The organism is Parasphingorhabdus litoris DSM 22379 (genome assembly GCF_020906275.1).
In the GTDB taxonomy this organism is placed as follows: Bacteria; Pseudomonadota; Alphaproteobacteria; order Sphingomonadales; family Sphingomonadaceae; genus Parasphingorhabdus; species Parasphingorhabdus litoris.
Genome location: NZ_CP086727.1, coordinates 2,062,289 through 2,082,823 on the forward strand (window position 1 = coordinate 2,062,289; position 20,535 = coordinate 2,082,823).

Here is a 20,535-nt window from a genome sequence, read left to right on the forward strand (position 1 = left end):
TCTAGGCCTGCACAGCCCATTGCTCAAGTCTCTGCCCGAAAAGGATTTTCATGGGCGCCCCAAGTCTGCCTTGTTACCCGAACGATTATCGGGCCTGTGTTTTTCGATCAGGTCGCCGGAAAGCTCCATCAGGGTGGGGCCATGCGTGTACAACAGGGCGGTTTTAATGGGGCGTCCGGGGAAAATCTTTTCAAGGGCGGCGACATAGGCTGCCATTTGGCGCAGATAAGACAAAGGCGCATTGGCAGCGTCTTTGGGAACTGCGCGCCCCGTTTTGAAATCAATAACGGTGATCAAGTCATCAGTGATCGAAAGACGGTCAACGGTTCCGGAAATCACATGCTGGTCAACCACGGCCGCGATCGGGGCCTCGGCAAAGCTGCCGGGAGAGAACAGGACTGACCATGCGGGATTGCCCAGGACCGACAATACCGTCTCAATAAGCCCCCGACGCTCTGCCGGATCACTGACCTGTTTTTGCTTGGCGAGCCAGCGGTCTGCTACATCCGCACGGTTTTCCGGCGCAATGTCGGGCAGCCGCTCGAACAGGCTATGGAGCAGTTTGCCGCGTTCGGCCGCATCGCGCATCGCCTTTGCCGGCGGCGGGTTCGCAGCATCGTCTGGCCCCAGATCAGATGGCGTAAGGGGTCGCGGCGGGCGGGCTTCTTTGGGGGCTGGCGCGAAAAGCCAGTCTGGCAATGCGGCCTGCTCTTCATCTGGTAACGGCTCGGCGGCTTTGGCCCTTCGTCCGGCTTTGTCTGGTGCATCAGGCCCCGTATATGTTCGCTCGGCAATCCAGCGCACGGAATCTGTTTGCTCCGTTCCCAACGCAGTCAAGCCCTGCTCCACAGCGTGATACCAACTGGCCTCCGGCACAATACCTTTGGCTTTTGGTCCCAATGTCCCGGTGACGACGAGATGTTCCTCCGCGCGGGTCATGGCGACATAGAGCAGACGCCAATGCTCTTCCCTTTCCCGGGCATCTGCCACGGTGGCATAGGCGTCCAGCAATCCGATACGCTCGGCCTTGCGAACCGGTAGGACAGGATATTCGAGGTCATCATCCGGTCGCGTTGGGTCCGGGATGTCAAAGCCGCCGCTTTTCTTGTTCGCCGGATCAAATGTCGCGTTGGCAAGAATGACCAGCGGTGCCTGCAGACCCTTGGCCCCGTGAACGGTCATCAGGCGGACTTCATTGCCGCCTTCCAGCTGATCCCGCTTGATCTCGACATCGCCGCGATCAAACCAGTCGAGAAAACCCTGCAGGGTCGGAATATGGTCCTGCTCAAAGGCCAGCGCGGTATTGAGCAACTCCTCCAGCGGGTCGAGCGCCGCATGGCTAAGGCGTGCCGTCAGCTTCTTGCGTCCCTGCATCGGGCCGGAAACGATGGTTTCCAGAAACTGATAAGGCGTGTTGAAATCCGCCATGTTTAATAGCGTACGCAAAGGTTCGACATGCCGTTTCAGCCCGTCTTGCGTGCGCAAATATTCCCAAAGGCTTTTGTCCTTATGGGCCTCCCCGCGATAGCCGCGTTCCAGCAGATCATCCTGTGACCAGCCCAAAAGCGGAGACACCAGCAGCGATGCCAGATTAAGATCATCTTCCGGTTGCAAGACAAAGCGGATCGCGGCCAGAAGGTCCTGCACCACCAGAGGCTGGTTCAGCCGGATGCGGTCAATACCGGCGACGGGGACATTTTCGGCAAAAAGCCGCGCCACGATAAGGGCGCTGAGATCATCGCGCTTGCTGACAAGGATCATGACATCCCTGGGCTCGAGCGGGCGATTTTCGTGATTCAGCCAAAGCGCTGTTTCGGGTGAGAGCCATTCTTTAATCTGAATCGCAAGTCTTTGGGCGAAAACGCGTTTCTCATCACTCAGCCAGGTCTCGCCATCATCCGCATTGCTGACCGCACCGTGGGCAACGGGCCTCCATGTTGTGACGCTTCCCGGCTCGCCAGCATAGTGGCTCTGATGGGCTGGTATGGCTTTATCGAGGCCGAGTTCCTTTTCCCCGACATGTTCCAATACCTTGTCGACTACCTCCAGCACTGGCGGCGTGGATCGAAAACTGCGGTCCAGTGACAGATCGTTAAATGGGCGTTCAGACGCCAACGCATCAGCAAAGAACTTTTTCTTTGCCGTTATATAGTTATGCGGGCTGGTTCCCTGAAAACCGAAAATCGCCTGCTTGAAGTCGCCGACGGTAAACAGCGTCCGTATTTTGTCGGCATTGGCACCGATTCCTGCGAAAAACTCACCGGCAAGAGCCTGAACAATTTCCCACTGCGCCAGATTGGTGTCCTGCGCCTCGTCAACCAATATATGATCGGTGCGCTGATCCAGCTTGTAGCGGATCCATTCGGCCATATTACCCTGATTAAGCAATTTCGCCGTCATCCGGATCATATCGTCAAAATCGACCACACCCTGCAGCTTTTTTGCGTCCCGATAGCGATAGTAAAAGCCGCGACCGGCATTCAGCGCCCCCGCAAACAGGTCGGCATAATCAAACAGCGCCTTTTTCTCGATCAATTGGCGGCAATGATCGTACATATCGACGCTAAGTTCATGATAATGCGGCGCAGCCTTTTCCAGCCCCTTTGGTACGGAGCGCCATTCGCCATCGGCCTTGGCCCAAATCTTGTGTAGTTCCGGCAATGCATCCGCCCGATCGGCAGGACTGGCGGCCATCCATGTGCGAATTTTATCGATATATCCGGCAGCTGTCTTGGTGCCCCAGCTGGCCAGCGAATCCGCCATATTCTGTAAGGCCGCGATGTTGAATGCATCATCACTGCACCGCTGCTCGAGCCAGCTTCGCGCATCGCCATCAATCGGCAATCCCAACAATCCGCGAACAAAAGGCAGCACGCCGCTGGGCAGGCTTTCCATCGCATCGGCTTTGGATGCGCAGGCCATCAGATATTTTTCGGCTTCTTCTTCACCCATCCGGACGCTGAGCGCCTGAATAGCCTGAATTATGCCAGTATTGCCTGCGGCCTCTTCATCCAGCAGCAAATCGCCCAGCGCCTGGCGCGCCAATATCTTTTGATCACGTTCTTCAATCGGTTTGAACAGCGCCGGAATATCGGCCTCTTCCGGGAAACTCGCCAGCAATGTCTGGCAGAAGCTGTGGATCGTCATGATCCTGAGACCGCCGCCACGCGCATCCAATACGCGGGCGAATAATGTCCGGGCATATTCCCGTGTCGCGGGATCAACCGGCGCGCCGATGGCGGAAAGATCGGCGGCCAGCTTGCTATCATCAAGCCGCACCCAACTGGCCAGTTGCCGGTGGATCCGGTCGGCCATCTCGGCGGCCCCCGCCTTGGTGAAGGTCAGGCATAATATATGTTCCGGATTGACATTTTCCCGAAGCAGCAGCCTGAATACCCGCGCGGTCAGCACCTGCGTCTTGCCAGTACCGGCAGATGCGCTCAGCCAGATATTGTCGTCCGGCTGCACCGCCTCATTCTGTTTGTCGGCGAGCGGAAAAAGCGTCGGTGTATCACTCATGCGCGCCTCCCTGCTCCGATACGTCGGCGCGGCCATACCATTCTTCAAGCCGCATCAGCTGGTCATAGTCCGCGTAAGGCGCATATTCCGGATGGAGCTTTGCCACCATAGGTTCATCGCCATGGATGTAGCTGTTCACCGCCTTGGTATATTCCGTCACGGCATGATCGACCATCTGGTCAGCTTCTATCTTGTCGGGACTGCGCGGGTTGGTCGGCGTCGCAATATAACCAAAGCTGTTTTTGCCGCCCTGCTTTGCCAGTGACCAATATTCAAAGCCGCTTGTTTTGCCGGAAAGACCGCCGAAATCACCTTTTTCGGCAATAGCACCCAACAAACCAAGCTGCAGAGCAAAGCCTTCCTTGACGGCTTTGTTCGATGGCGGACCGCCGGTTTTATAGTCGATAATAGCAAGACCGCCGTCGGGCATGCGGTCGATACGGTCCGCTATTCCAAATAGATCAACGCCGGCGATGCGTGCAACGCCCTTTTGTTCTGACTTGAGCGGTTCGCGCCCGTCTGCACGTTGCCGAGCGACAGTATCGGCCACCCATAACAGGCCCTCTATCAGGCGCGGCGCCCATAAAGTGCGCATCAGGGGATGGGACGAACGCTCGTTCAAAAATGCTTCAGCACGCCGTTTCAGAGCATCGGGATCAAAATTATCCTCTTTTGCCCATTTATCCAATATGTCGTGGATGATTGAGCCACGCCACGCAGGGCTTGGCTCTGCATCAATCATGTCGAGCGACCCAAGCCGCATGATTTTTGCCGCGTAAAAGGCGAATGGATCAGCGATCAACCGATCGACATCGGTAACTGACAGCTTCACCTTGCGCTGCTCCGCGCTTGGCTCCGGCGCAGGTTGTTCGATACGGATAAACTCATCCGGCTGATCCAAGCGCCGCGCCCAATTCTGAGCGACAGGATGCTCTTTGAGGTTGGCGCCACACATCGCTTTGAGGCGCAACAGGAAGCGCGAGGCAATGGCTGGGCTGGACCCGTCACGCTGCGCCCGTGTGAGAATCACATTTTGCGCGCCCATTGCACCGACCAGATCATGCGCGGACAGACCAATCTGCCGTTCCTGCGCAGGTAGACCCAGGGATTTACGCACCATCGGTGCCAGCCATGGATCGGGCGTTATCGCTTGAGGCCAGCTGCCTTCATTAAGACCGCTGCAGATAACGAGGTCCGCCTGTTGCAGCCGCGCCTCCAGCAAACCGTAAAGCGCAATGCGGGGATGCCCGCCATAAGGGGGACGCACCGGCATATCGGCCAAAAATGTCTCAAAATATCCGGCAATCTCGGGTGCCTGGATTTTCATCGGTCCCAAGGCTGCGCGATCTTCCATATCCGAAAGAAAGTCAGCCAGTTGGCGGCCTGCCGGTCCGGCCCAGACCTGGCCGTTGGTCAGCAGGTCCGCCAACTGCCGGATTTCTGCCAGCATCTCGGTCCAGTTCATCGCTCCGCTCAAGACTTCTGCCGCGGGCGCAAATATTGCCCGCACATCCGTCCACCACGGACGCAAATCGTCTCTCAGGCTTTTGGTGCGCTTGTCTTCGCTCTGAAACAGGCTGTCAATTCCAGCCAATCCCGGCGCTGGCCGGGGGCCGCGCATTAACAGGTCCAATTTGCGAACCTGGGTAAGCCAGTCCAAACGCCCTTCCCCTGCCCGCACCAATGGATGTTTCAGCAAAGCCAGAAATTCGGCCGGAGGAAATCCGTCTGTTGCTGCGGACAGCAAGGCCAGAAAGAATATGCCTTCCGGTTTTTTGGACAAGGGTTGACCCGCCGTATCGTCCGCCGCGATCATCCAGCGCTCGAGATGCGCTGAAATCCGGCCTGCCAACGCCCGATCCGGTGTGATTATCGCAACGCGGCGTTCCGGGGTCTCCAACGCCTCACGCGCCAACAGCGCAATAATCTGCGCCTCTTCGGCGCTATTGCGTGCTTCCACCGTCTGCACGCCTGCGAGGCTGCGTTCATCAGTGTCGAGCGATTGCCAGCGCGATGTCAGCTTCGGGATGGCAAAGGCATTGCTGAGCGCCCGGCTGCGCTTTGCAGCCGCGCCGCTGGTTCCTGTCCTTGGCCAGCGCATGATCTCGCCGCGCGCAATCGACATGCGTTCGAGCAGCAGCTTCATGTGATATTGCGGATGGGTTTCCTGCGCACGCTCGATTTTGCCAGTCTCGGCATCGGGTTGAAACGGGCCGAGCATGTCCCATTCTTCATCAGCCATGACCATGTCCAGGTCCGGCAAGACCACCATTCCTTCTGGCAGGAAGGCAATGGCCCGCAAGAAACGCGCAATGGCCGGGGCGGAGGTGGTGATACCGGCAGCGACCACAAAATGGTCAGGCGGGGCCGTTTTCCAAGCCTTCACAGTTTGATCGAACAGGGCATTGCGCCGCGCCGCTTCATCCACGGCGCCCATATTCGTCAGCTTTGCCTGCCATTTCTCGGCAATCACACGAAAAAACGCGAGCGAATCCTGCCAATGGCCGGACAGTTCCGGTTCCACATCAATATCAAAAAGGTCCTTGAGCGCGATTTCCTCGACTGTCAGCTGATCCAGCGTCCGGGCAAATTCGCGCGCCAGCCGCAGTGCTTCTTTCGATAACAAAGCGCTGCCTTTCGCTGCACTTTCCCTTTCAATCAGCTGGGCCAGCATCAGCAGGCGATCCAGCGGGTCAACCGACGGCGCTATGTCGAGAGCCAGTTCGCCCCTGTCCAGCGCCACGCCGATGGACTCATCCAGCTCCAGGTCGCCAATTACCGCCATTTGCGGCAACAACAAACCATCTTCGCTAAGCCTGACAAAAGCATCATGCACGGCACGGCGCGCGCGGTTATTGGGTAGGATGACGAGGCCTCGCGCCAAGCCAAGCGGGTCTTTCGCAAAACGGTCGATCAACCCCTGTGCCAAGGCATCGGCAAAGCCGCCATGCGCGGCAATATTGTAAATTGCGGGCTGAAGCCGCTTGCTCATGCGGGACTACACACGGCTCAGCGCCTGTTCCGTTGGCGCGATGGCATCCGGCGATCCGACCTCAAACCAGTCCCCCTCATGGACCAGACCAAAAAGCCGCCCTTCCTGTATTGCCCTGTTCCATAAAATATTGGTCGAGAAAGGTCCCGTCGGTGCATCGCGCAACAAGCGTTTGGAAAGTAGCTGGATGCCAGTATAGATAAAAGGTGCCTGACGATCCGGTAAGCGCCGCGAAATCCTACCGTTATCGTCAAGTTTAAAGTCACCGGATCCTTTATAATTGTGAGCTGAAGTCTGCGGAACAACCAACAATAAAGCATCCATCTCCGCATCATCCCAACGCTGTTCCAATCGCTGTAAACTATTGGATGGTCCATCGGTCCAAAGATTGTCGCTATTGATCGCAAAAAACCTATCTTCATCGATAAGAGGCTCGGCTTGCACCATGCCGCCGCCGGTTTCCATCAACCGCGCTCGTTCGTCCGAAATTCTGATATCGAAAGGATAATTGACCGACTGAAGATGTGCTTCCAGCGCATCGGGTAAGTAATGCGCATTCACAACGACCTTCATAACCCCTGCTTCCCAGAGCTTATCAAGACAATGATCAATCATAGCCTTACCTGCCACTTTCACGAGCGGCTTAGGGCGAGTGGCAGTCAATGGACGCATACGCTTTCCCAAGCCGGCAGCCATAACCATCGCGGTTTCGACCTTGCTCATTCTGTAGTTACCTCAATCGGTTTGCCTCGGACAATGGCAGGAATATTCTGGTCGAACCATTTCGCAACGGGAGCTAAATCAGGATGGACCAAATCCTTTTCCAATAAACGCCACATACGCGGCAAAAAATCCAGATAGCGCGCTTTACCATCGCGAGAATAGAGTCGTGTAAAGATACCAATAATTTTCGTGTTTCGTTGTGCGCCCAAAATAGCATAGTGGCTACGAAACCGTTGTGCATCCTCTGCTGTATGACCATCTAGATAATAGTCCAGCATGGCATCCTCCAAACTGTCAGGCACATCACGGCGAGCATCTTGCAACATAGACACAAGGTCATAGGCCGCATGCCCGGCAAGGGCATCCTGGAAATCAAGAAGCCCCAGACGACCATCATCTAACAACATTATATTTTCGGCATGATAGTCGCGAAGGACCGTAACAGGAGAAGTCTGAGAAGTGATTACAGGTTCTAGTACCGTTCGCCATGCTTTGACAAAACTGGACTGATCCACATCAAGAGACTGCGCAGGGCAATACCATTCCGGCAACAAATTGACCTCTCTGAGATATTGTTCCCAATCGTAATGTGGAACATCAGCAGCAGATTTTTGATGTAGAGACTTTATGAGATCAACGGTCCGGCGATACGTTTCCTCTTCTGCCTCGGGATGATCATCCAAATGCTCTCTCATCCGTTGATCGCCAAAGTCCTCCAATAGGACAAGACCTTGCGTTAGATCTTCTCCATAAATTTCGGGAGCAGCAAAACTTTGAGATTTCAGATGCCGCGCGATTTCAATGAATGGACGGGGATCTTCATGTGGCGGCGGAGCATCCATAAGTATCGCTTTGCGATCACCTTCAACCACCCGAAAATAGCGTCGAAAAGATGCATCGCCAGCTACAGGAATAATCTCCGCATTTTTCCAACCATGAGTGTCCAAAAAGTCCTTCGCCGCAACGGGCGGTGTCATGTTGTTAGCCATCTGTCTTTCCAAGCCGGGCCAGCTGTCCAAGTCAACCGGCGACTATTATCATTTTGTATCTCAAGTGTAATTTGCAGGCCATCGGCCCAAAAGCTGTTGGGCAATCGATCGGGCCATTCCGCTATAATCGCACCTTCATTCAATATATCATCCAAGCCCAATTCCTGAATTTCATCCGGCTCTTCAATTCTATAGAAATCAACATGAGCGACAGGAAGTCGAACATCCGGTGGTTCATATTGCTGGACGATGGCAAAGCTTGGGCTAGGAACATCAGCCTCGAAACCCAAACCGCGCAATATGCCGCGAGCTAGAGACGTTTTTCCGGCTCCTAGCGTTCCGGACAAGGCGATCTTGTCACCCGGTTGCAAAATGTTGGCGAGGCGTTTGCCCAACTGTATTGTAGCGGCTTCATCATCTAAGACTGTTGGAAACATAAGCGCAACGGATCTTTACTGCCGGGGAAGATGGAGGGTAACAAGCGTGCCCTGACCCAGCTCCGACGTGAGCGTCAGTTCGCCATTGTGAGCAAGCAATAATTGCCGAGCAAGTGGTAGGCCCAGCCCGCCTGTATTTTCACCGGACTTTTTGCGGGATCGCGCAAAGCTGTCAAAGGCCTTGGACTGCTGACCAGGACTCATACCGGGACCATTGTCAGAGATATGAATTACAGCCTGCTTCACATTACCGCTGCCGTTGATAAGAATACGTCCTCCCCTTCCGGTATAGCGGATACTATTATCCACAATCTGAGCGATAGCTTGCGACAGCCGTTTCTTGTCAGCAAGCGCAGAGCCAAGTGTTTCATCCAATTGCAGTTCGACCTCTATTCCTTCTGCCTTTGCATCGTCGGTAAATTGCGCCGCGACATCTTCTACCAGCTTTTTGAGATTCACTTTCTCCTTGGCAATCGGCAAGGCTCCCGCCTCGCTCTGACTGAGATCCAACACATTGTCGATCTGCATACCCAGTCGTTTCACCGATTGTAGGATCGCTCTGGCATATTCATGTCCTTGTTCGGTCAAAGGCCCTGCCACTTCATTGTCTAGCAATTCAGCAAAACCTCCGATGGATGTCAGCGGCGTTCGGAATTCATAGCTCATATTGGACAGGAAAGCGGCTTTGATAGAATCTGCCTCTACCAATGCCTCGTTACGTTCGCGCAGCGCCAATTCTATACGGCGACTGTCTGATATATCGAGCATCGTAAACAACGCATTGCCATCAGGCAGCGGTATGGCAGCAAATTGAAAACGGCGTCCGTCGGCAAAAGACATTTGTCCACTTTGCTGCTCGCGCTCAGATGTCGCAGCACGCACCATTGTGCGCACTTCTGAAATTCGGGCTGGTTGTTTCAATTGCACAGCCATTTTCTGCATCAAAGTGTCAACGCGAGGATGCTTCGCAAGATCTTCTTCATCCAGATTCCAAATGCTGGCAAACTGGTGGTTCCAAATGTTAAGTTTGCCGTCAGCAGCAAACACAGCGACAGATTCAAACAAATTGTCGAATGTAGCCGTCCGAACGCGCAACAATGTATCTCTAGCGCTAGCCAGCTGGACCTGTTCCGTGCGATCCTCGATAATCATCAACAAGCCGCCGTCCGGCGTCGGATTGGCAATAACCCGTAAATGTGTGCCATCAGCAAGCAACCAGTTCTCCTCAATGGAGCCGGTTGATTTAAACCATGTCGTGCGATCTTCTCGCCATTCTGGAAAATCTCGAACCTCTGGAATCCGGTTCATCTCGCGCATTCGATCCAACACTCGAGGAAATTCGGGACGCTCTGCTATCCACTGTTGGCGCATAGAAAAAATACGCTGGAATGGTAGATTGCAGAACTGCAAGGATCTGTCCGCGTCAAACTGCACCACTGCCGCCGATATCTTGTCTAGCATATCCCGCTGCGATTCGTTGAAGCGCCTCTGTTCTTTGCGGGAATCGATCAGTTCCTGAATATCGATAGCATAACCTGCTATGCCAGATTTACCGAGTGGGACATCAACCACCTGCGTAGTCCGCCGCTCCCCACCAATCGTGGTGGCCACTACACGTTCATGTGGCTCACCTTTCTCCTTGGCCTGCGCAGCTGCATCTTTGGGGCTGAAACCGTTGATTGGTTCGACGAGTTCAATCCCTTCCTCAACAACCTGAGCCCCATCTTCAGCATCCACAGCTTTCACATAGGCACTATTTACCAGTGTCAGTTGCAAGTCGCGTGAACGATGCCACATAGGAACCGGAGCTGCCTCTATCAAAGCGGACAGCGCGTCAAATGCAGCATGCGCCTCTTCGTTTTCATTGCGCAGTTTTTCTATCTGATTTTGACTTTCTGTGGCGTCAAATACCCAAAGAAGTGCGCTTCCATTTGGCGCTATTTTCTGGTCTGCCAATCCGCCTCGAACCAACAAAGACTTGTCCGAGCCGTTGACCTTGATCGCTCTGGTGAAGCTGCTCCCAGATTTCTGGGCAAGGTTCACGTCCTGCGTTAATTCTTCAAGGTTTGCACGACTCATACCAGCGTCATTGTCATGAAGCTCCGAAATATGTGCAGGTAGATAATCGAAACCAAACCAGTGCATCAATCGCTGCGATGCTTCAAGTTTGCCGTCCGACCGCACCAATAAAGGCAGTGCAGGCGACGTTTCCAGCAGTCGGCCCAAACGTCCAGATTGACGCATAGTGGCGGCGGCCTTTTTTTTCATGGCCAACCCGGTCCAAACCGCCCAAGCAGACGCACCCAGCCAGATGGCGAGAATCAGGCCCAATATGATTGCGGTTAAGTCCGGAACGTTCGACATTATTACAAGCGATTAGACGGTTAGAGCACTGGCGAAAAGCCCCTATTCTTTATGGTTTATAAAAGTCAGCCAATATGAGCTATACGGAAGCTGAAAAATTAGCGGAGAAACCTATGCCCATTGATGAAAGCCGAACATTTAAGGCGATCAACATCGCCCTATTGACGGTATCGGATACCCGTTCCTTAAAAGACGATAGCTCTGGTGACATATTGGCTAATCGCATTGCCGCAAAAGGTCATACACTTATCCATCGCAGCTTGATCCGCGATGACCAGCCAAAAATAATCAAGCAACTGAATCAATGGATCGATGAAGAGACTGTCGATGTGATCATAACCACCGGTGGCACAGGACTAACTGGGCGCGATATCACGCCCGAAGCGCTTGATGTAGTGAAAGACAAAGATATTCCAGGTTTTGGCGAATTATTCCGCTGGTTAAGTTATGAAAAGATCGGTACGTCAACCGTTCAATCTCGCGCTTGTGCTGTAGTCTCTCGGGGCACCTACGTCTTTGCGCTACCGGGTTCCAATGGTGCGGTTAAAGATGGTTGGGACGGTATTTTAGACACGCAGCTAGACAGTCGCCACCGGCCGTGTAACTTCGTGGAACTCATACCGAGGTTGCTAGAGAAATAGAATTTGTTCTTTATTTGTTCTCATGTTATGTGAGGACAATGGAACAGAATAATCGACTAACTCCGCTCGCCCAGAAAGGGCGCGGGGCGGTTACCAATGATGAAAGTCAGCGATTCAATCTGCCGAGCCGTCAGGTCGATGGGGATTGGCTGGACAGTCGCGAGTCAATTGGTGATCCCCATACGAAAATTAGGACGCAGGTTACAACAGAAGCGCCGAAATCAATACTGAGCTTCAACAAATCTCCAGACATTCCATTTGATCGTTCTATAAATGCCTATCGAGGATGTGAGCATGGCTGTGTGTACTGTTATGCTCGCCCAACTCACGCTTATCATGATCTGTCTCCTGGTCTTGATTTCGAAACCAAACTGTTCGCTAAACCCAATGCGGCAAATTTACTCAGAGAAACTCTGGCCAAACCCAAATATAGGCCTGCGCCCATAGCACTGGGAACGAATACCGACCCCTATCAGCCAATCGAAAAACGCTATCGGATTACTCGGGCTATCCTAGAAGTTATGCTGGAAACAAGACATCCGGTAGGAATCACGACGAAGTCCGACAGGGTCGTCAACGATCTCAATATACTCACTAAGCTCGCGGCGTTGGAACTTACGGCGGTCGCCATTTCAATAACTACTTTGAATGCCCGCACAGCACGCCTTCTTGAACCAAGAGCGCCCTCACCAACAAAAAGACTGTCAGCGGTCAAGCAGCTATGTGCTCAGAATATTCCTGTGCACGTCAATATTGCACCAGTTATTCCTGCCATTACTGACCATGAAATTGAGACAATTGTCGAGGTAGCAGCGGACAACGGTGCGCAAAGTGTATCGGTCATACCGGTGCGCTTACCTCACGAAGTCGCCCCTCTTTTCGAAGAGTGGCTCGAAACCCATTTTCCGGACCGCAAAGATAAAGTCATGAGCATCATAACATCAATACGTAAGGGCAAGAAGAATGATCCTGACTTTTACAGCCGGATGCGCGGTCATGGCCCTTGGGCGAAATTGCTCCAAAACCGGGTTGCAATAGCGGCTCGCAAACACGGTCTGGGAAAAGCAAAATTCAGCCTGAGAACCGACCTGTTTCGTCCTCCTTTGGTTAAAGGCAGCCAGATGGAGTTGTTTTAAGACACAGGAAACTTGCCTTTGCTTTTACCCGCGCCAAGGTTACATTTCCTTATGTCCAGAAAAGAAACTGTCACCTATGCAAGCTATCTTGAGCTCGACAAGCTATTGTCCACTCAGCATCCAAAATCTGATTTCGACGACGAGATGCTCTTCATCATCATCCATCAAACCAAGGAATTGTGGCTGAAGCAGATTATTCGCGAGATGCATCTGGCAATAGCGCAAATCTCTAAAGATGCGTTGGTTCCCGCCTATAAAGCCCTGGCTAGGGTGAGCCGAATACAGGCGGTCATGACGCTTAGTTGGGATGTGCTCTCTACCATGACGCCAAGTGACTATAGCAGGTTTCGGCATGTGCTTGGGGAAAGCTCTGGGTTTCAATCCGACCAATTCCGGACTGTAGAATATCTCCTGGGGCTAAAAGACAAAGGGTTCCTCAAATATCAAGACGACCGACCAGAAGCGCAGGCCGCGATGCAGGCGGCATTGGAAGCGCCGAGTCTTTGGGACCATAGTATCGCCGCTCTTGCGCGTGCTGGTTTTGCCATCTCGCCCGCACTTCTTGATCGCGATTTCAGCACATCCCACGTACCATCGCCTGAAGTGGAAGCGGCTTTCCTCTCAGTTTATCGCGACACCGAGCGCTATTGGGAATTGTATCAACTGGCAGAAAAGCTGGTTGATCTCGACGATGCGATGGCGACTTGGCGGCACAAGCATGTTTTGACGGTGGAGCGTATAATTGGCGGTAAAATGGGAACCGGAGGCACAGCCGGCGTATCCTATCTGCAATCCACTTTGCCAAAGCGCGCTTTTCCCGAACTCTGGTCATTGCGTACAGCACTATGAGTTGGAAATCGCTCTTCTCACGAGCATTAAATGCAAATCCTGATCGCTTGCATTTTGCTGCGCACAGCCATCATCTTTGGCCAAATGCTGCTTATGACGGTCATTTAGAAGCCTGTAACGACGCCATGATGTTGGCCGATCATAAATGGGATAAAATAATGGGACCGGTCTGGGAAAAAGCACAGTCCTATATTGCGGCTGAGCTTCACCTTCCCGATCCACAAACTATTGCTTTTGCGCCTAACACGCATGACTTTCTTATTCGCATTGTATCAGCCATCCCAGCGCTCCCAGTCCGAGTCCTTACTACAGATGGAGAGTTTCACAGTTTCCGGCGACAGATGGATCGCTGGGCAGAGAATGGTGAGGTGATATTAGAACGAGTAGCAGTTGATAGTTTAGTAGATCGAGCGTCGACTGGTGACCATGATCTGATTTTCGCTAGTCAGGTGCTATTTAACTCAGGCACTGTCTTGAACGGGATCGAAAAGCTTGCCGACATCGCCCGTCCCGAAGGCCCCTGGGTCGTGATTGATGGCTATCACGGCTTCATGGCTCTTGATACAGATCTGTCAGAATTCGCTACCAATATCTTCTACATGTCTGGCGGCTATAAATATGCGATGGCCGGGGAAGGAGTCTGTTTCCTTCATGCTCCAACCGGATTTGCGCCACGACCACCCATAACAGGCTGGTATGCTGCATTTGATGACCTAAGCCTCCCTCCTGGCGAGATAGAATATGCGCCGGACGGCCGCAGATTTTTGGGTAGCACCTTCGACCCATCAGGCCTGTATCGATTTAACGCCGTACAAGCCATGTTGTCTAAGGAGGGCTTGTCGACGGAAGTAATTTCCAATCATGTTGCCAACTTGCAGAGCGATTTTATTGCTCAAGATCCGTTGCCGGGTATGATGCTGCTCAACCCAATTGACGGAAAGCCACATGCCCGATTTCTCGCCTATCAAAGCCCAAACGCTTCAGCACTGCATGCAGCACTGACAGATCATAAAATCGTGACTGACGTGCGCGGAGACGTTTTGCGTATAGGATTTGCGATCTATCACGATATGTCCGATGTTGAACGTTTAATCGCGGTGATGCGTGAGTTTCGGTGAGCGGTAGAACCGCATTTACTCCAACATTTTCGGCGCTTCTTTCTGAAGCTTTTCCTTAAGCTTGTTGGCAAACATGGCGAGCAATGGCGGAAGATCGAAGATGGCGTAGACCTCGTCCTCACGCACTTGCATTTCGCCACCAATGCGCTGGCCCATCGCCTCCAACGTACAGTGCATGGTGTCGCCTTCCCAGTGATGGTCCGTTACAGTCGCACCTGGCACAGATTCACCTAAAGTGTGGACACCATTACCTATACGGCTGCGGGCTTCTGCTAGCCCCAAACTATGTGCTATTGTAACAGTTACAGGCTGGCCCATGAGTTAGTCTCCCCTGCCCTCCAATATCATCCGTATCGCCTTCGTCAAACCATCCGCTTGATAGCCCGCATAAAAACTTGGCCTACTGCGATTTTATCATTAGGCAACATCACATGATTTTGGTTATCGACAATTACGACAGTTTTACCTTCAACCTGGTTCATTATCTCATGGAACTGGGAGCCGAAGTGCGGGTGGAACGTAACGATGCGCTGGGCGCCAAGGACGCGCTAGAAACTGGAGCGGATGCGTTTCTAATCTCTCCAGGCCCCTGCACTCCCAATGAAGCCGGTATATCGCTGGATTTGGTGGCAGCCTGCGCGGATGCTGAAAAACCATTGCTTGGTGTTTGTCTTGGCCATCAAAGCATTGGGCAGCATTTTGGCGGAAAAGTTGTGCGCGGCGGTTTGATGCATGGGAAGACGTCTCCTGTAACGCATGATAATAGTGGCGTGTTTCAAGGCATTCCGTCGCCCTATACCGCCACTCGCTATCACTCCTTGATTGTGGAAGAAATTCCGGAATGCCTCCCGATCACTGCTACCGCGGAGGATGGATCCGTTATGGGCTTCCGTCATGAAAGCCTTCCGATACATGGTGTGCAATTTCATCCGGAAAGTATCGCAACCGAATATGGCCATGAACTGCTCGCCAATTTTTTGGTGCTCGCCGGCCTTAAGCCAAAGCAAATCGCATGACGGAGAAATTAGTATTCACACCCACCGAGGAGGATCTTCGCTCCGCCTACGGATTGCATATGAAGCAGCTGGGCTTGAAACGAATTCTCTATTTGCTTCTTTTCGGGCTGACTATTGGCGTTATTCTTGCCGCTTTCGATGGCTTTGACGATTTGCCCAAAGCGTTGGGACTAATTGTCAGCATGTCCATCTGGGCCGGTATTGTAGCAGCGATCATAACAATCATGATCCCTGTTTGGTGGGTTCCTCGCCTTGCCAAGAAAATCTATAAGCAGCAAAAAGACTTACATCTAGAAACCACCAGTTGGTGGGATGATGAAAAGCTATATTCGCAGAATGCCCAAGGCCAAGCGCAGCTGACTTTCGGAGACATGGTTAAATGGAGAGCGGACGACAAAATCATTCTGCTTTATCGCTCTGATCATATGTTCAATTTTTTGCCTGCTCGGATATTCAAGGATGAAGCGCATAGAAATGGTTTGATCCGTCGCCTTCAAGACGCTGACTTACCGGGAGAGGACAATTCATGATGGCACTTCCCAGTACAGAAAACCCACTTTCGGCAGCAGATGCTAGGGAAGCTTTTGAATTAATATTAGACGGCAAGCTCGATAGCGAAGCAATCAGCACATTCCTGGTCACGCTCGCTGATCGAGGTGAAACCGCAACAGAAATTGCTGCGGCTGCGCAAGCTATGCGTTCGCGTATGGTGACCGTTGATGCACCTGTTGGCGCAATTGATGTCTGTGGAACCGGCGGTGATGGCAGCCATAGCTTGAACATCTCCACTGCAACCTCTTTGGTCGTTGCAGCCTGCGACATACCGATGGCCAAACATGGTAATCGGGCTGCATCCAGTAAATCAGGAGCTGCCGATACATTGGAAGCCTTGGGACTCGATCTTGCTAACGCCGCGACCGGCGGTGAACGATCTTTGCGCGAAATCGGCATCGCCTTTTTCTTTGCGCCCAATCATCATTCAGCGCTCGGCCCATTGGCACCCATTCGCAAAGCCATAGGCCGGCGTACTATCTTCAATCTGCTTGGCCCCCTGTGTAATCCAGCGCGCGTCAGGCGACAGCTCATTGGCGTCGCTTCGCCAGACTTGATTGAAACCTATGCGGAAGCTGCAGCGCAATTGGGTTATGATAAAATCATGATCGTATCGGGCGAAGAAGGTTTGGATGAGTTAAGTATTTCTGGCCCTTCAAAGCTCGCAATTGTTGAAGGTCAATCAATCACATATAGCCGGATAACACCAGAGGACTTAGGATTGTCGCGCCATAGCAGTGATGCAATTAAAGGTGGTGATGCTGAGTATAATGCGGCAGCTCTTCGTAATCTGTTGCAGGGAGAACCGTCTGCTTACCGCGATGCAGTCATATTAAACAGCGCCGCAGCATTGATCGTAGCAGGTGAAGTCGACAACTGGGAAGCTGGAGCTGAGGAAGCTGGTGAAGCACTCGACAAAGGCTTGGCCAATGCTTTGCTGAACTGTTGGATCGCCAATCAATGAGATATAACCAATGAATAAGCTTGCCGAAATTTGCTCGGTTAAACGCGATCATGTGTGCAAACGCAAAGCCGATGTTTCCAGCTCCGCAATGCACGAGCAAGTTCGCAGTCAAGCACCACCGCGCGGCTTCGCAAAATCACTCAAGGACAAAGCGCGAACCGGTTTTGCGTTGATTGCTGAAATCAAGAAAGCAAGCCCTTCAAAGGGTTTGATACGCGAAGACTTTCATCCGCCTGATCATGCTAAAGCTTACGAAGCGGCGGGGGCAGCATGCTTATCAATACTAACCGATACTCCTTATTTTCAAGGTGCGGATGAATATCTGGTTGCCGCGCAGACCGCCAGCTCTCTTCCTTGCCTGCGTAAAGATTTCATGGTTGATCCGTGGCAAATAGAAGAATCTCGCGCTTTGGGTGCTGACGCAATTTTGATTATCATGGCCGCTCTTGATGATGCCCTAGCGCTCGAACTTGAAGATGCGGCAATCGAACTAGGTATGGATGTGCTAATAGAAGTCCATAGCGAAGATGAACTGGAGCGGGCGCTGCGCCTGCAATCGCCTTTGCTTGGTATCAACAATAGAAATCTTAAAACGTTCGAGACAAGTCTTGAGCAGACGGAAAGACTGTCAAAGCTGGTCCCAGATGATCGCGTCATGGTTTCGGAAAGTGGTATTTTTACGCATGATGATTGCCAGCGATTGTCCCGCTGTGGCGCCCGTACGTTTTTGGTAGGAGAGTCACTGATGCGACAGGATGATATTGAGCAAGCCACCCGCCAGCTTTTGACAGGCTGTGAGACATAAGATGAGCAAACTTACTCATATCGGCGGCGATGGAACGGCTCAAATGGTCGATGTTTCTGCCAAAGGTGACACGGTCCGCGAAGCACATGCGGAAGGGATTATCCGGATGGCTAAGGAAGTACTTGATGCCATCAAAGCCAACGCCATGAAAAAAGGTGATGTGCTGGCCACTGCCCGTATCGCCGGGATTATGGCGGCCAAAAAAACCAGCGATCTTATTCCGCTTTGTCATCCGTTGGAAATCAGCAAAGTTGCCGTGGAATTCGAGTTTCTAAAAGATGGGATCAGGGCCGAGACGATGGTGCGCCTGACGGGTAAAACCGGGGTGGAAATGGAGGCTTTAACCGCTGTTTCAACGGCACTTTTGACCATTTATGATATGTCCAAGGCCATGCAGAAAGACATGCTGATCAGCGACATTCGACTGCTTTCCAAAACCGGCGGCAAATCAGGAGACTGGACCGCCGAATGAGTTCATTACTACCCCTGGACGAAGCGCAAAATCGCCTGATTGCTATGGCCGAGCCCCTGCCATCGGAAACGGTTCCGGTAAGCGATGCGAAAAGTTGCTATCTTGCACAAGATCTTGTCGCAAAGCGTAGTCAACCTGCGGCAGATATGTCAGCAATGGATGGCTATGCCATCAACTTTGAAGATCGCGAGGGACCATGGCAGTTGGTCGGCGAATGCAAAGCCGGAAGCCCGCCCTGCCCTGCGATGCAAGCAGGTCAAGCAGCAAGGATTTTCACCGGAGCACTGATGCCGGAAGGCGCAGACACGGTTGTCATGCAAGAAAATGTCGAATCTGATGGCGAGCAGATCAGGCTGATCGACGATCCTTCTCCAGTCAGAGGCCGTCACGTAAGACATGCGGGCGGCGATTTTAAAGCCGGAGACATTGCCCTGAAAGCGGGCACAAGACTTACGGCGGCAGCACTGGGACATGCGGTCATTGCCGGTGTGGGTGAACTAAGCGTTGGCCGCCGCGTGAATGTCGCGATCCTTTCGACTGGCGACGAGCTGGTTACTCCGGGCACGGCTACACAGCCTCATCAAATTCCTGCCAGTAATGACGTGATGGTTGCCGCTTTGCTGGACCAATTACCGGCCCGATCCCGTTCAATCAGCCGGATCAAGGACGATATGGAAAGCCTGTGTACGGCGCTGGAAAGCGCCAGAGATTGCGACATAATCGTCACAATCGGGGGCGCGTCTGTAGGCGATCATGATCTTGTCGCCCCGGCATTCAAACAGCTGGGCGGGGAAACCGATTTCTGGAAAATCGCAATGAAGCCCGGCAAACCGCTAATGGCTGGAAAATTAGGCAACAGCCTTGTTTTAGCGTTACCGGGAAATCCAGGTTCCGCCTTTGTGACCGCAACATTATTCTTGCTTCCGCTTATTCGTTATATGGCTGGTGCCACCAACTATATGCCTGTCATGAAAAGTGCGATTACAAACTCTGCCCTACCGCCCACAAATCAGCGCGCTGAATTTCTAAGGGCAAAAGCAGATGGTACCGGCATAACGGCATTTAACAGTCAAGACAGCGCCAAGCTATCAATACTGGCTGCGGCCAATGCTCTTCTCTATCGACCAGCCCACAGCCCTGAGCAGGAAAAAGGTGAGAATGTTTCCTATATAGAGATTTGAATTGTCTTGACTTAACCCTATTTGTTTCATAATTGTTCTTTATTCGTTCCCGATAAGGACATGAAATATGCTCACACCGAAACAACATGAACTGCTGTGTTTCATTCATAACAGTTTGGAAGAATCCGGCGTTTCCCCCTCTTTTGAAGAAATGAAAGACGCGCTGGGGCTGAAATCCAAATCTGGCGTTCATCGATTGATTAGCGCATTGGAAGAACGGGGTTTCCTGAGACGCCTTCCCAATCGTGCGAGAGCTTTGGAAGTTACCAAACTTCCTGAGGGCGGTAATCTGAAACCCGCCCCGTCCAATGTTGTTAATATCATGCCCGATGCGGCACAATCGAGCCCGCTAAAGGAAATTCCGGTTGCCGCGAATGATGTTATCGAAATCCCGCTGCATGGTAAAATTGCCGCTGGTGTTCCGATAGAAGCGCTTGAAGGCCAGTCTGCTCTTAGCGTTCCGGCAGCATTGCTGGGATCCGGCGAACATTACGCATTGGAGGTGTCTGGGGATTCGATGATTGATGCAGGAATTTTAGACGGGGACTATGCCCTTATCCAGCGGACCGAAACCGCACGCAACGGTGAAATTGTCGTCGCTCTTGTTCATGATGAGGAAGCAACGCTGAAATATCTGTTCAAAGATAATGGTCAGGTTCGTCTGGACCCCGCCAACCCGGCCTATGAACCGCAAATTTTTGGTGCAGGTGAAGTGCGCATACAAGGAAAAATGGCTGGGCTGTTGCGCCGCTATAACTGATAATAGCCTGCTTCATT

The 20,535-nt window shown here is 52.5% G+C and carries 18 protein-coding genes; 11 read left to right on the forward strand and 7 right to left on the reverse strand.

Going from position 1 to position 20,535, the window contains the following annotated elements:
• Window positions 1–48: 48 nt before the first annotated feature.
• The 6 genes from addA to BS29_RS09975 are packed head-to-tail and all read right to left on the reverse strand — an operon-like array spanning window position 49 to window position 11,024.
• Window positions 49–3,519, reverse strand: coding sequence for a double-strand break repair helicase AddA (gene addA / locus BS29_RS09950; protein WP_229953508.1), 3,471 nt, complete (start codon window positions 3,517–3,519; stop codon window positions 49–51).
• Window positions 3,512–6,511, reverse strand: a complete 3,000-nt coding sequence (addB, locus tag BS29_RS09955; protein WP_229953509.1) for a double-strand break repair protein AddB — start codon at window positions 6,509–6,511, stop codon at window positions 3,512–3,514. The genes addA and addB overlap by 8 nt, the downstream gene beginning before the upstream one ends.
• Window positions 6,512–6,517: 6 nt before the next feature.
• The gene (locus tag BS29_RS09960; protein WP_229953510.1) at window positions 6,518–7,234 is read right to left on the reverse strand and encodes a nucleotidyltransferase family protein; all 717 of its coding nucleotides are present in this window, start codon (window positions 7,232–7,234) and stop codon (window positions 6,518–6,520) included.
• Window positions 7,231–8,211, reverse strand: coding sequence for an aminoglycoside phosphotransferase family protein (locus BS29_RS09965; RefSeq protein WP_229956847.1), 981 nt, complete (start codon window positions 8,209–8,211; stop codon window positions 7,231–7,233). The genes BS29_RS09960 and BS29_RS09965 overlap by 4 nt, the downstream gene beginning before the upstream one ends.
• Window positions 8,208–8,660 carry a tRNA (adenosine(37)-N6)-threonylcarbamoyltransferase complex ATPase subunit type 1 TsaE gene (gene tsaE / locus BS29_RS09970; protein WP_229953511.1) on the reverse strand — a complete coding sequence of 151 codons (453 nt, stop codon included), beginning with the start codon at window positions 8,658–8,660 and terminating at the stop codon, window positions 8,208–8,210. The genes BS29_RS09965 and tsaE overlap by 4 nt, the downstream gene beginning before the upstream one ends.
• A 15-nt stretch (window positions 8,661–8,675) precedes the next feature.
• Window positions 8,676–11,024 carry a sensor histidine kinase gene (locus BS29_RS09975; protein WP_229953512.1) on the reverse strand — a complete coding sequence of 783 codons (2,349 nt, stop codon included), beginning with the start codon at window positions 11,022–11,024 and terminating at the stop codon, window positions 8,676–8,678.
• Window positions 11,025–11,137: 113 nt separating this feature from the next.
• On the opposite strand from BS29_RS09975, the gene moaB reads away from it, so the two are divergent.
• The 4 genes from moaB to BS29_RS09995 are packed head-to-tail and all read left to right on the forward strand — an operon-like array spanning window position 11,138 to window position 14,768.
• Window positions 11,138–11,665 (forward strand): molybdenum cofactor biosynthesis protein B, encoded by a 528-nt coding sequence (gene moaB / locus BS29_RS09980; protein ID WP_229956848.1) that lies wholly within the window; start codon window positions 11,138–11,140, stop codon window positions 11,663–11,665.
• A 38-nt stretch (window positions 11,666–11,703) separates the two neighbouring features.
• Window positions 11,704–12,801, forward strand: coding sequence for a PA0069 family radical SAM protein (locus BS29_RS09985; RefSeq protein WP_229953513.1), 1,098 nt, complete (start codon window positions 11,704–11,706; stop codon window positions 12,799–12,801).
• Between the two features lie 51 nt (window positions 12,802–12,852).
• Window positions 12,853–13,650 carry a tryptophan 2,3-dioxygenase gene (locus tag BS29_RS09990; protein ID WP_229953514.1) on the forward strand — a complete coding sequence of 266 codons (798 nt, stop codon included), beginning with the start codon at window positions 12,853–12,855 and terminating at the stop codon, window positions 13,648–13,650.
• Window positions 13,647–14,768, forward strand: a complete 1,122-nt coding sequence (locus BS29_RS09995; RefSeq protein ID WP_229953515.1) for an aminotransferase class V-fold PLP-dependent enzyme — start codon at window positions 13,647–13,649, stop codon at window positions 14,766–14,768. Before BS29_RS09990 ends, BS29_RS09995 begins: the two co-directional genes overlap by 4 nt.
• A 15-nt stretch (window positions 14,769–14,783) precedes the next feature.
• Here the strand turns inward: BS29_RS09995 and BS29_RS10000 are convergent, their stop codons facing one another.
• Window positions 14,784–15,086, reverse strand: coding sequence for a polyhydroxyalkanoic acid system family protein (locus BS29_RS10000; RefSeq protein WP_229953516.1), 303 nt, complete (start codon window positions 15,084–15,086; stop codon window positions 14,784–14,786).
• 113 nt (window positions 15,087–15,199) lie between these two features.
• On the opposite strand from BS29_RS10000, the gene BS29_RS10005 reads away from it, so the two are divergent.
• From BS29_RS10005 to lexA, 7 genes are all read left to right on the forward strand, one after another.
• Window positions 15,200–15,784: an anthranilate synthase component II gene (locus BS29_RS10005; protein ID WP_229953517.1), complete on the forward strand. Its 585-nt coding sequence runs from the start codon at window positions 15,200–15,202 to the stop codon at window positions 15,782–15,784.
• Window positions 15,781–16,314, forward strand: coding sequence for a YcxB family protein (locus BS29_RS10010; protein WP_229953518.1), 534 nt, complete (start codon window positions 15,781–15,783; stop codon window positions 16,312–16,314). The genes BS29_RS10005 and BS29_RS10010 overlap by 4 nt, the downstream gene beginning before the upstream one ends.
• The gene (trpD, locus tag BS29_RS10015) at window positions 16,311–17,300 is read left to right on the forward strand and encodes an anthranilate phosphoribosyltransferase (protein ID WP_229953519.1); all 990 of its coding nucleotides are present in this window, start codon (window positions 16,311–16,313) and stop codon (window positions 17,298–17,300) included. Before BS29_RS10010 ends, trpD begins: the two co-directional genes overlap by 4 nt.
• Before the next feature lie 10 nt (window positions 17,301–17,310).
• Window positions 17,311–18,105: an indole-3-glycerol phosphate synthase TrpC gene (trpC, locus tag BS29_RS10020; RefSeq protein ID WP_229953520.1), complete on the forward strand. Its 795-nt coding sequence runs from the start codon at window positions 17,311–17,313 to the stop codon at window positions 18,103–18,105.
• Between the two features lies 1 nt (window position 18,106).
• On the forward strand, window positions 18,107–18,577 hold the full coding sequence (gene moaC, locus BS29_RS10025) for a cyclic pyranopterin monophosphate synthase MoaC (RefSeq protein WP_229953521.1): 471 nt from the start codon (window positions 18,107–18,109) through the stop codon (window positions 18,575–18,577).
• Window positions 18,574–19,758 (forward strand): molybdopterin molybdotransferase MoeA, encoded by a 1,185-nt coding sequence (locus tag BS29_RS10030; protein ID WP_229953522.1) that lies wholly within the window; start codon window positions 18,574–18,576, stop codon window positions 19,756–19,758. Before moaC ends, BS29_RS10030 begins: the two co-directional genes overlap by 4 nt.
• 67 nt (window positions 19,759–19,825) lie before the next feature.
• Window positions 19,826–20,518, forward strand: coding sequence for a transcriptional repressor LexA (gene lexA, locus BS29_RS10035; protein ID WP_229953523.1), 693 nt, complete (start codon window positions 19,826–19,828; stop codon window positions 20,516–20,518).
• The last annotated feature ends 17 nt before the right edge of the window (window positions 20,519–20,535 follow it).

Bases quoted from the DNA above. Each gene is read 5' to 3' on its own strand.
- moaC (WP_229953521.1), top strand. From the start codon at position 18,107: ATGAGCAAACTTACTCATATCGGCGGCGATGGAACGGCTCAAATGGTC.
- BS29_RS10010 (WP_229953518.1), top strand. From the start codon at position 15,781: ATGACGGAGAAATTAGTATTCACACCCACCGAGGAGGATCTTCGCTCC.
- trpC (WP_229953520.1), top strand. From the start codon at position 17,311: ATGAATAAGCTTGCCGAAATTTGCTCGGTTAAACGCGATCATGTGTGC.
- addB (WP_229953509.1), bottom strand. From the start codon at position 6,511: ATGAGCAAGCGGCTTCAGCCCGCAATTTACAATATTGCCGCGCATGGC.
- BS29_RS09985 (WP_229953513.1), top strand. From the start codon at position 11,704: ATGGAACAGAATAATCGACTAACTCCGCTCGCCCAGAAAGGGCGCGGG.
- BS29_RS09965 (WP_229956847.1), bottom strand. From the start codon at position 8,211: ATGACACCGCCCGTTGCGGCGAAGGACTTTTTGGACACTCATGGTTGG.
- tsaE (WP_229953511.1), bottom strand. From the start codon at position 8,660: ATGTTTCCAACAGTCTTAGATGATGAAGCCGCTACAATACAGTTGGGC.
- addA (WP_229953508.1), bottom strand. From the start codon at position 3,519: ATGAGTGATACACCGACGCTTTTTCCGCTCGCCGACAAACAGAATGAG.
- lexA (WP_229953523.1), top strand. From the start codon at position 19,826: ATGCTCACACCGAAACAACATGAACTGCTGTGTTTCATTCATAACAGT.
- BS29_RS10005 (WP_229953517.1), top strand. From the start codon at position 15,200: ATGATTTTGGTTATCGACAATTACGACAGTTTTACCTTCAACCTGGTT.
- BS29_RS09990 (WP_229953514.1), top strand. From the start codon at position 12,853: ATGTCCAGAAAAGAAACTGTCACCTATGCAAGCTATCTTGAGCTCGAC.
- trpD (WP_229953519.1), top strand. From the start codon at position 16,311: ATGATGGCACTTCCCAGTACAGAAAACCCACTTTCGGCAGCAGATGCT.
- BS29_RS10000 (WP_229953516.1), bottom strand. From the start codon at position 15,086: ATGGGCCAGCCTGTAACTGTTACAATAGCACATAGTTTGGGGCTAGCA.
- BS29_RS09995 (WP_229953515.1), top strand. From the start codon at position 13,647: ATGAGTTGGAAATCGCTCTTCTCACGAGCATTAAATGCAAATCCTGAT.
- BS29_RS09960 (WP_229953510.1), bottom strand. From the start codon at position 7,234: ATGAGCAAGGTCGAAACCGCGATGGTTATGGCTGCCGGCTTGGGAAAG.
- BS29_RS10030 (WP_229953522.1), top strand. From the start codon at position 18,574: ATGAGTTCATTACTACCCCTGGACGAAGCGCAAAATCGCCTGATTGCT.
- moaB (WP_229956848.1), top strand. From the start codon at position 11,138: ATGCCCATTGATGAAAGCCGAACATTTAAGGCGATCAACATCGCCCTA.
- BS29_RS09975 (WP_229953512.1), bottom strand. From the start codon at position 11,024: ATGTCGAACGTTCCGGACTTAACCGCAATCATATTGGGCCTGATTCTC.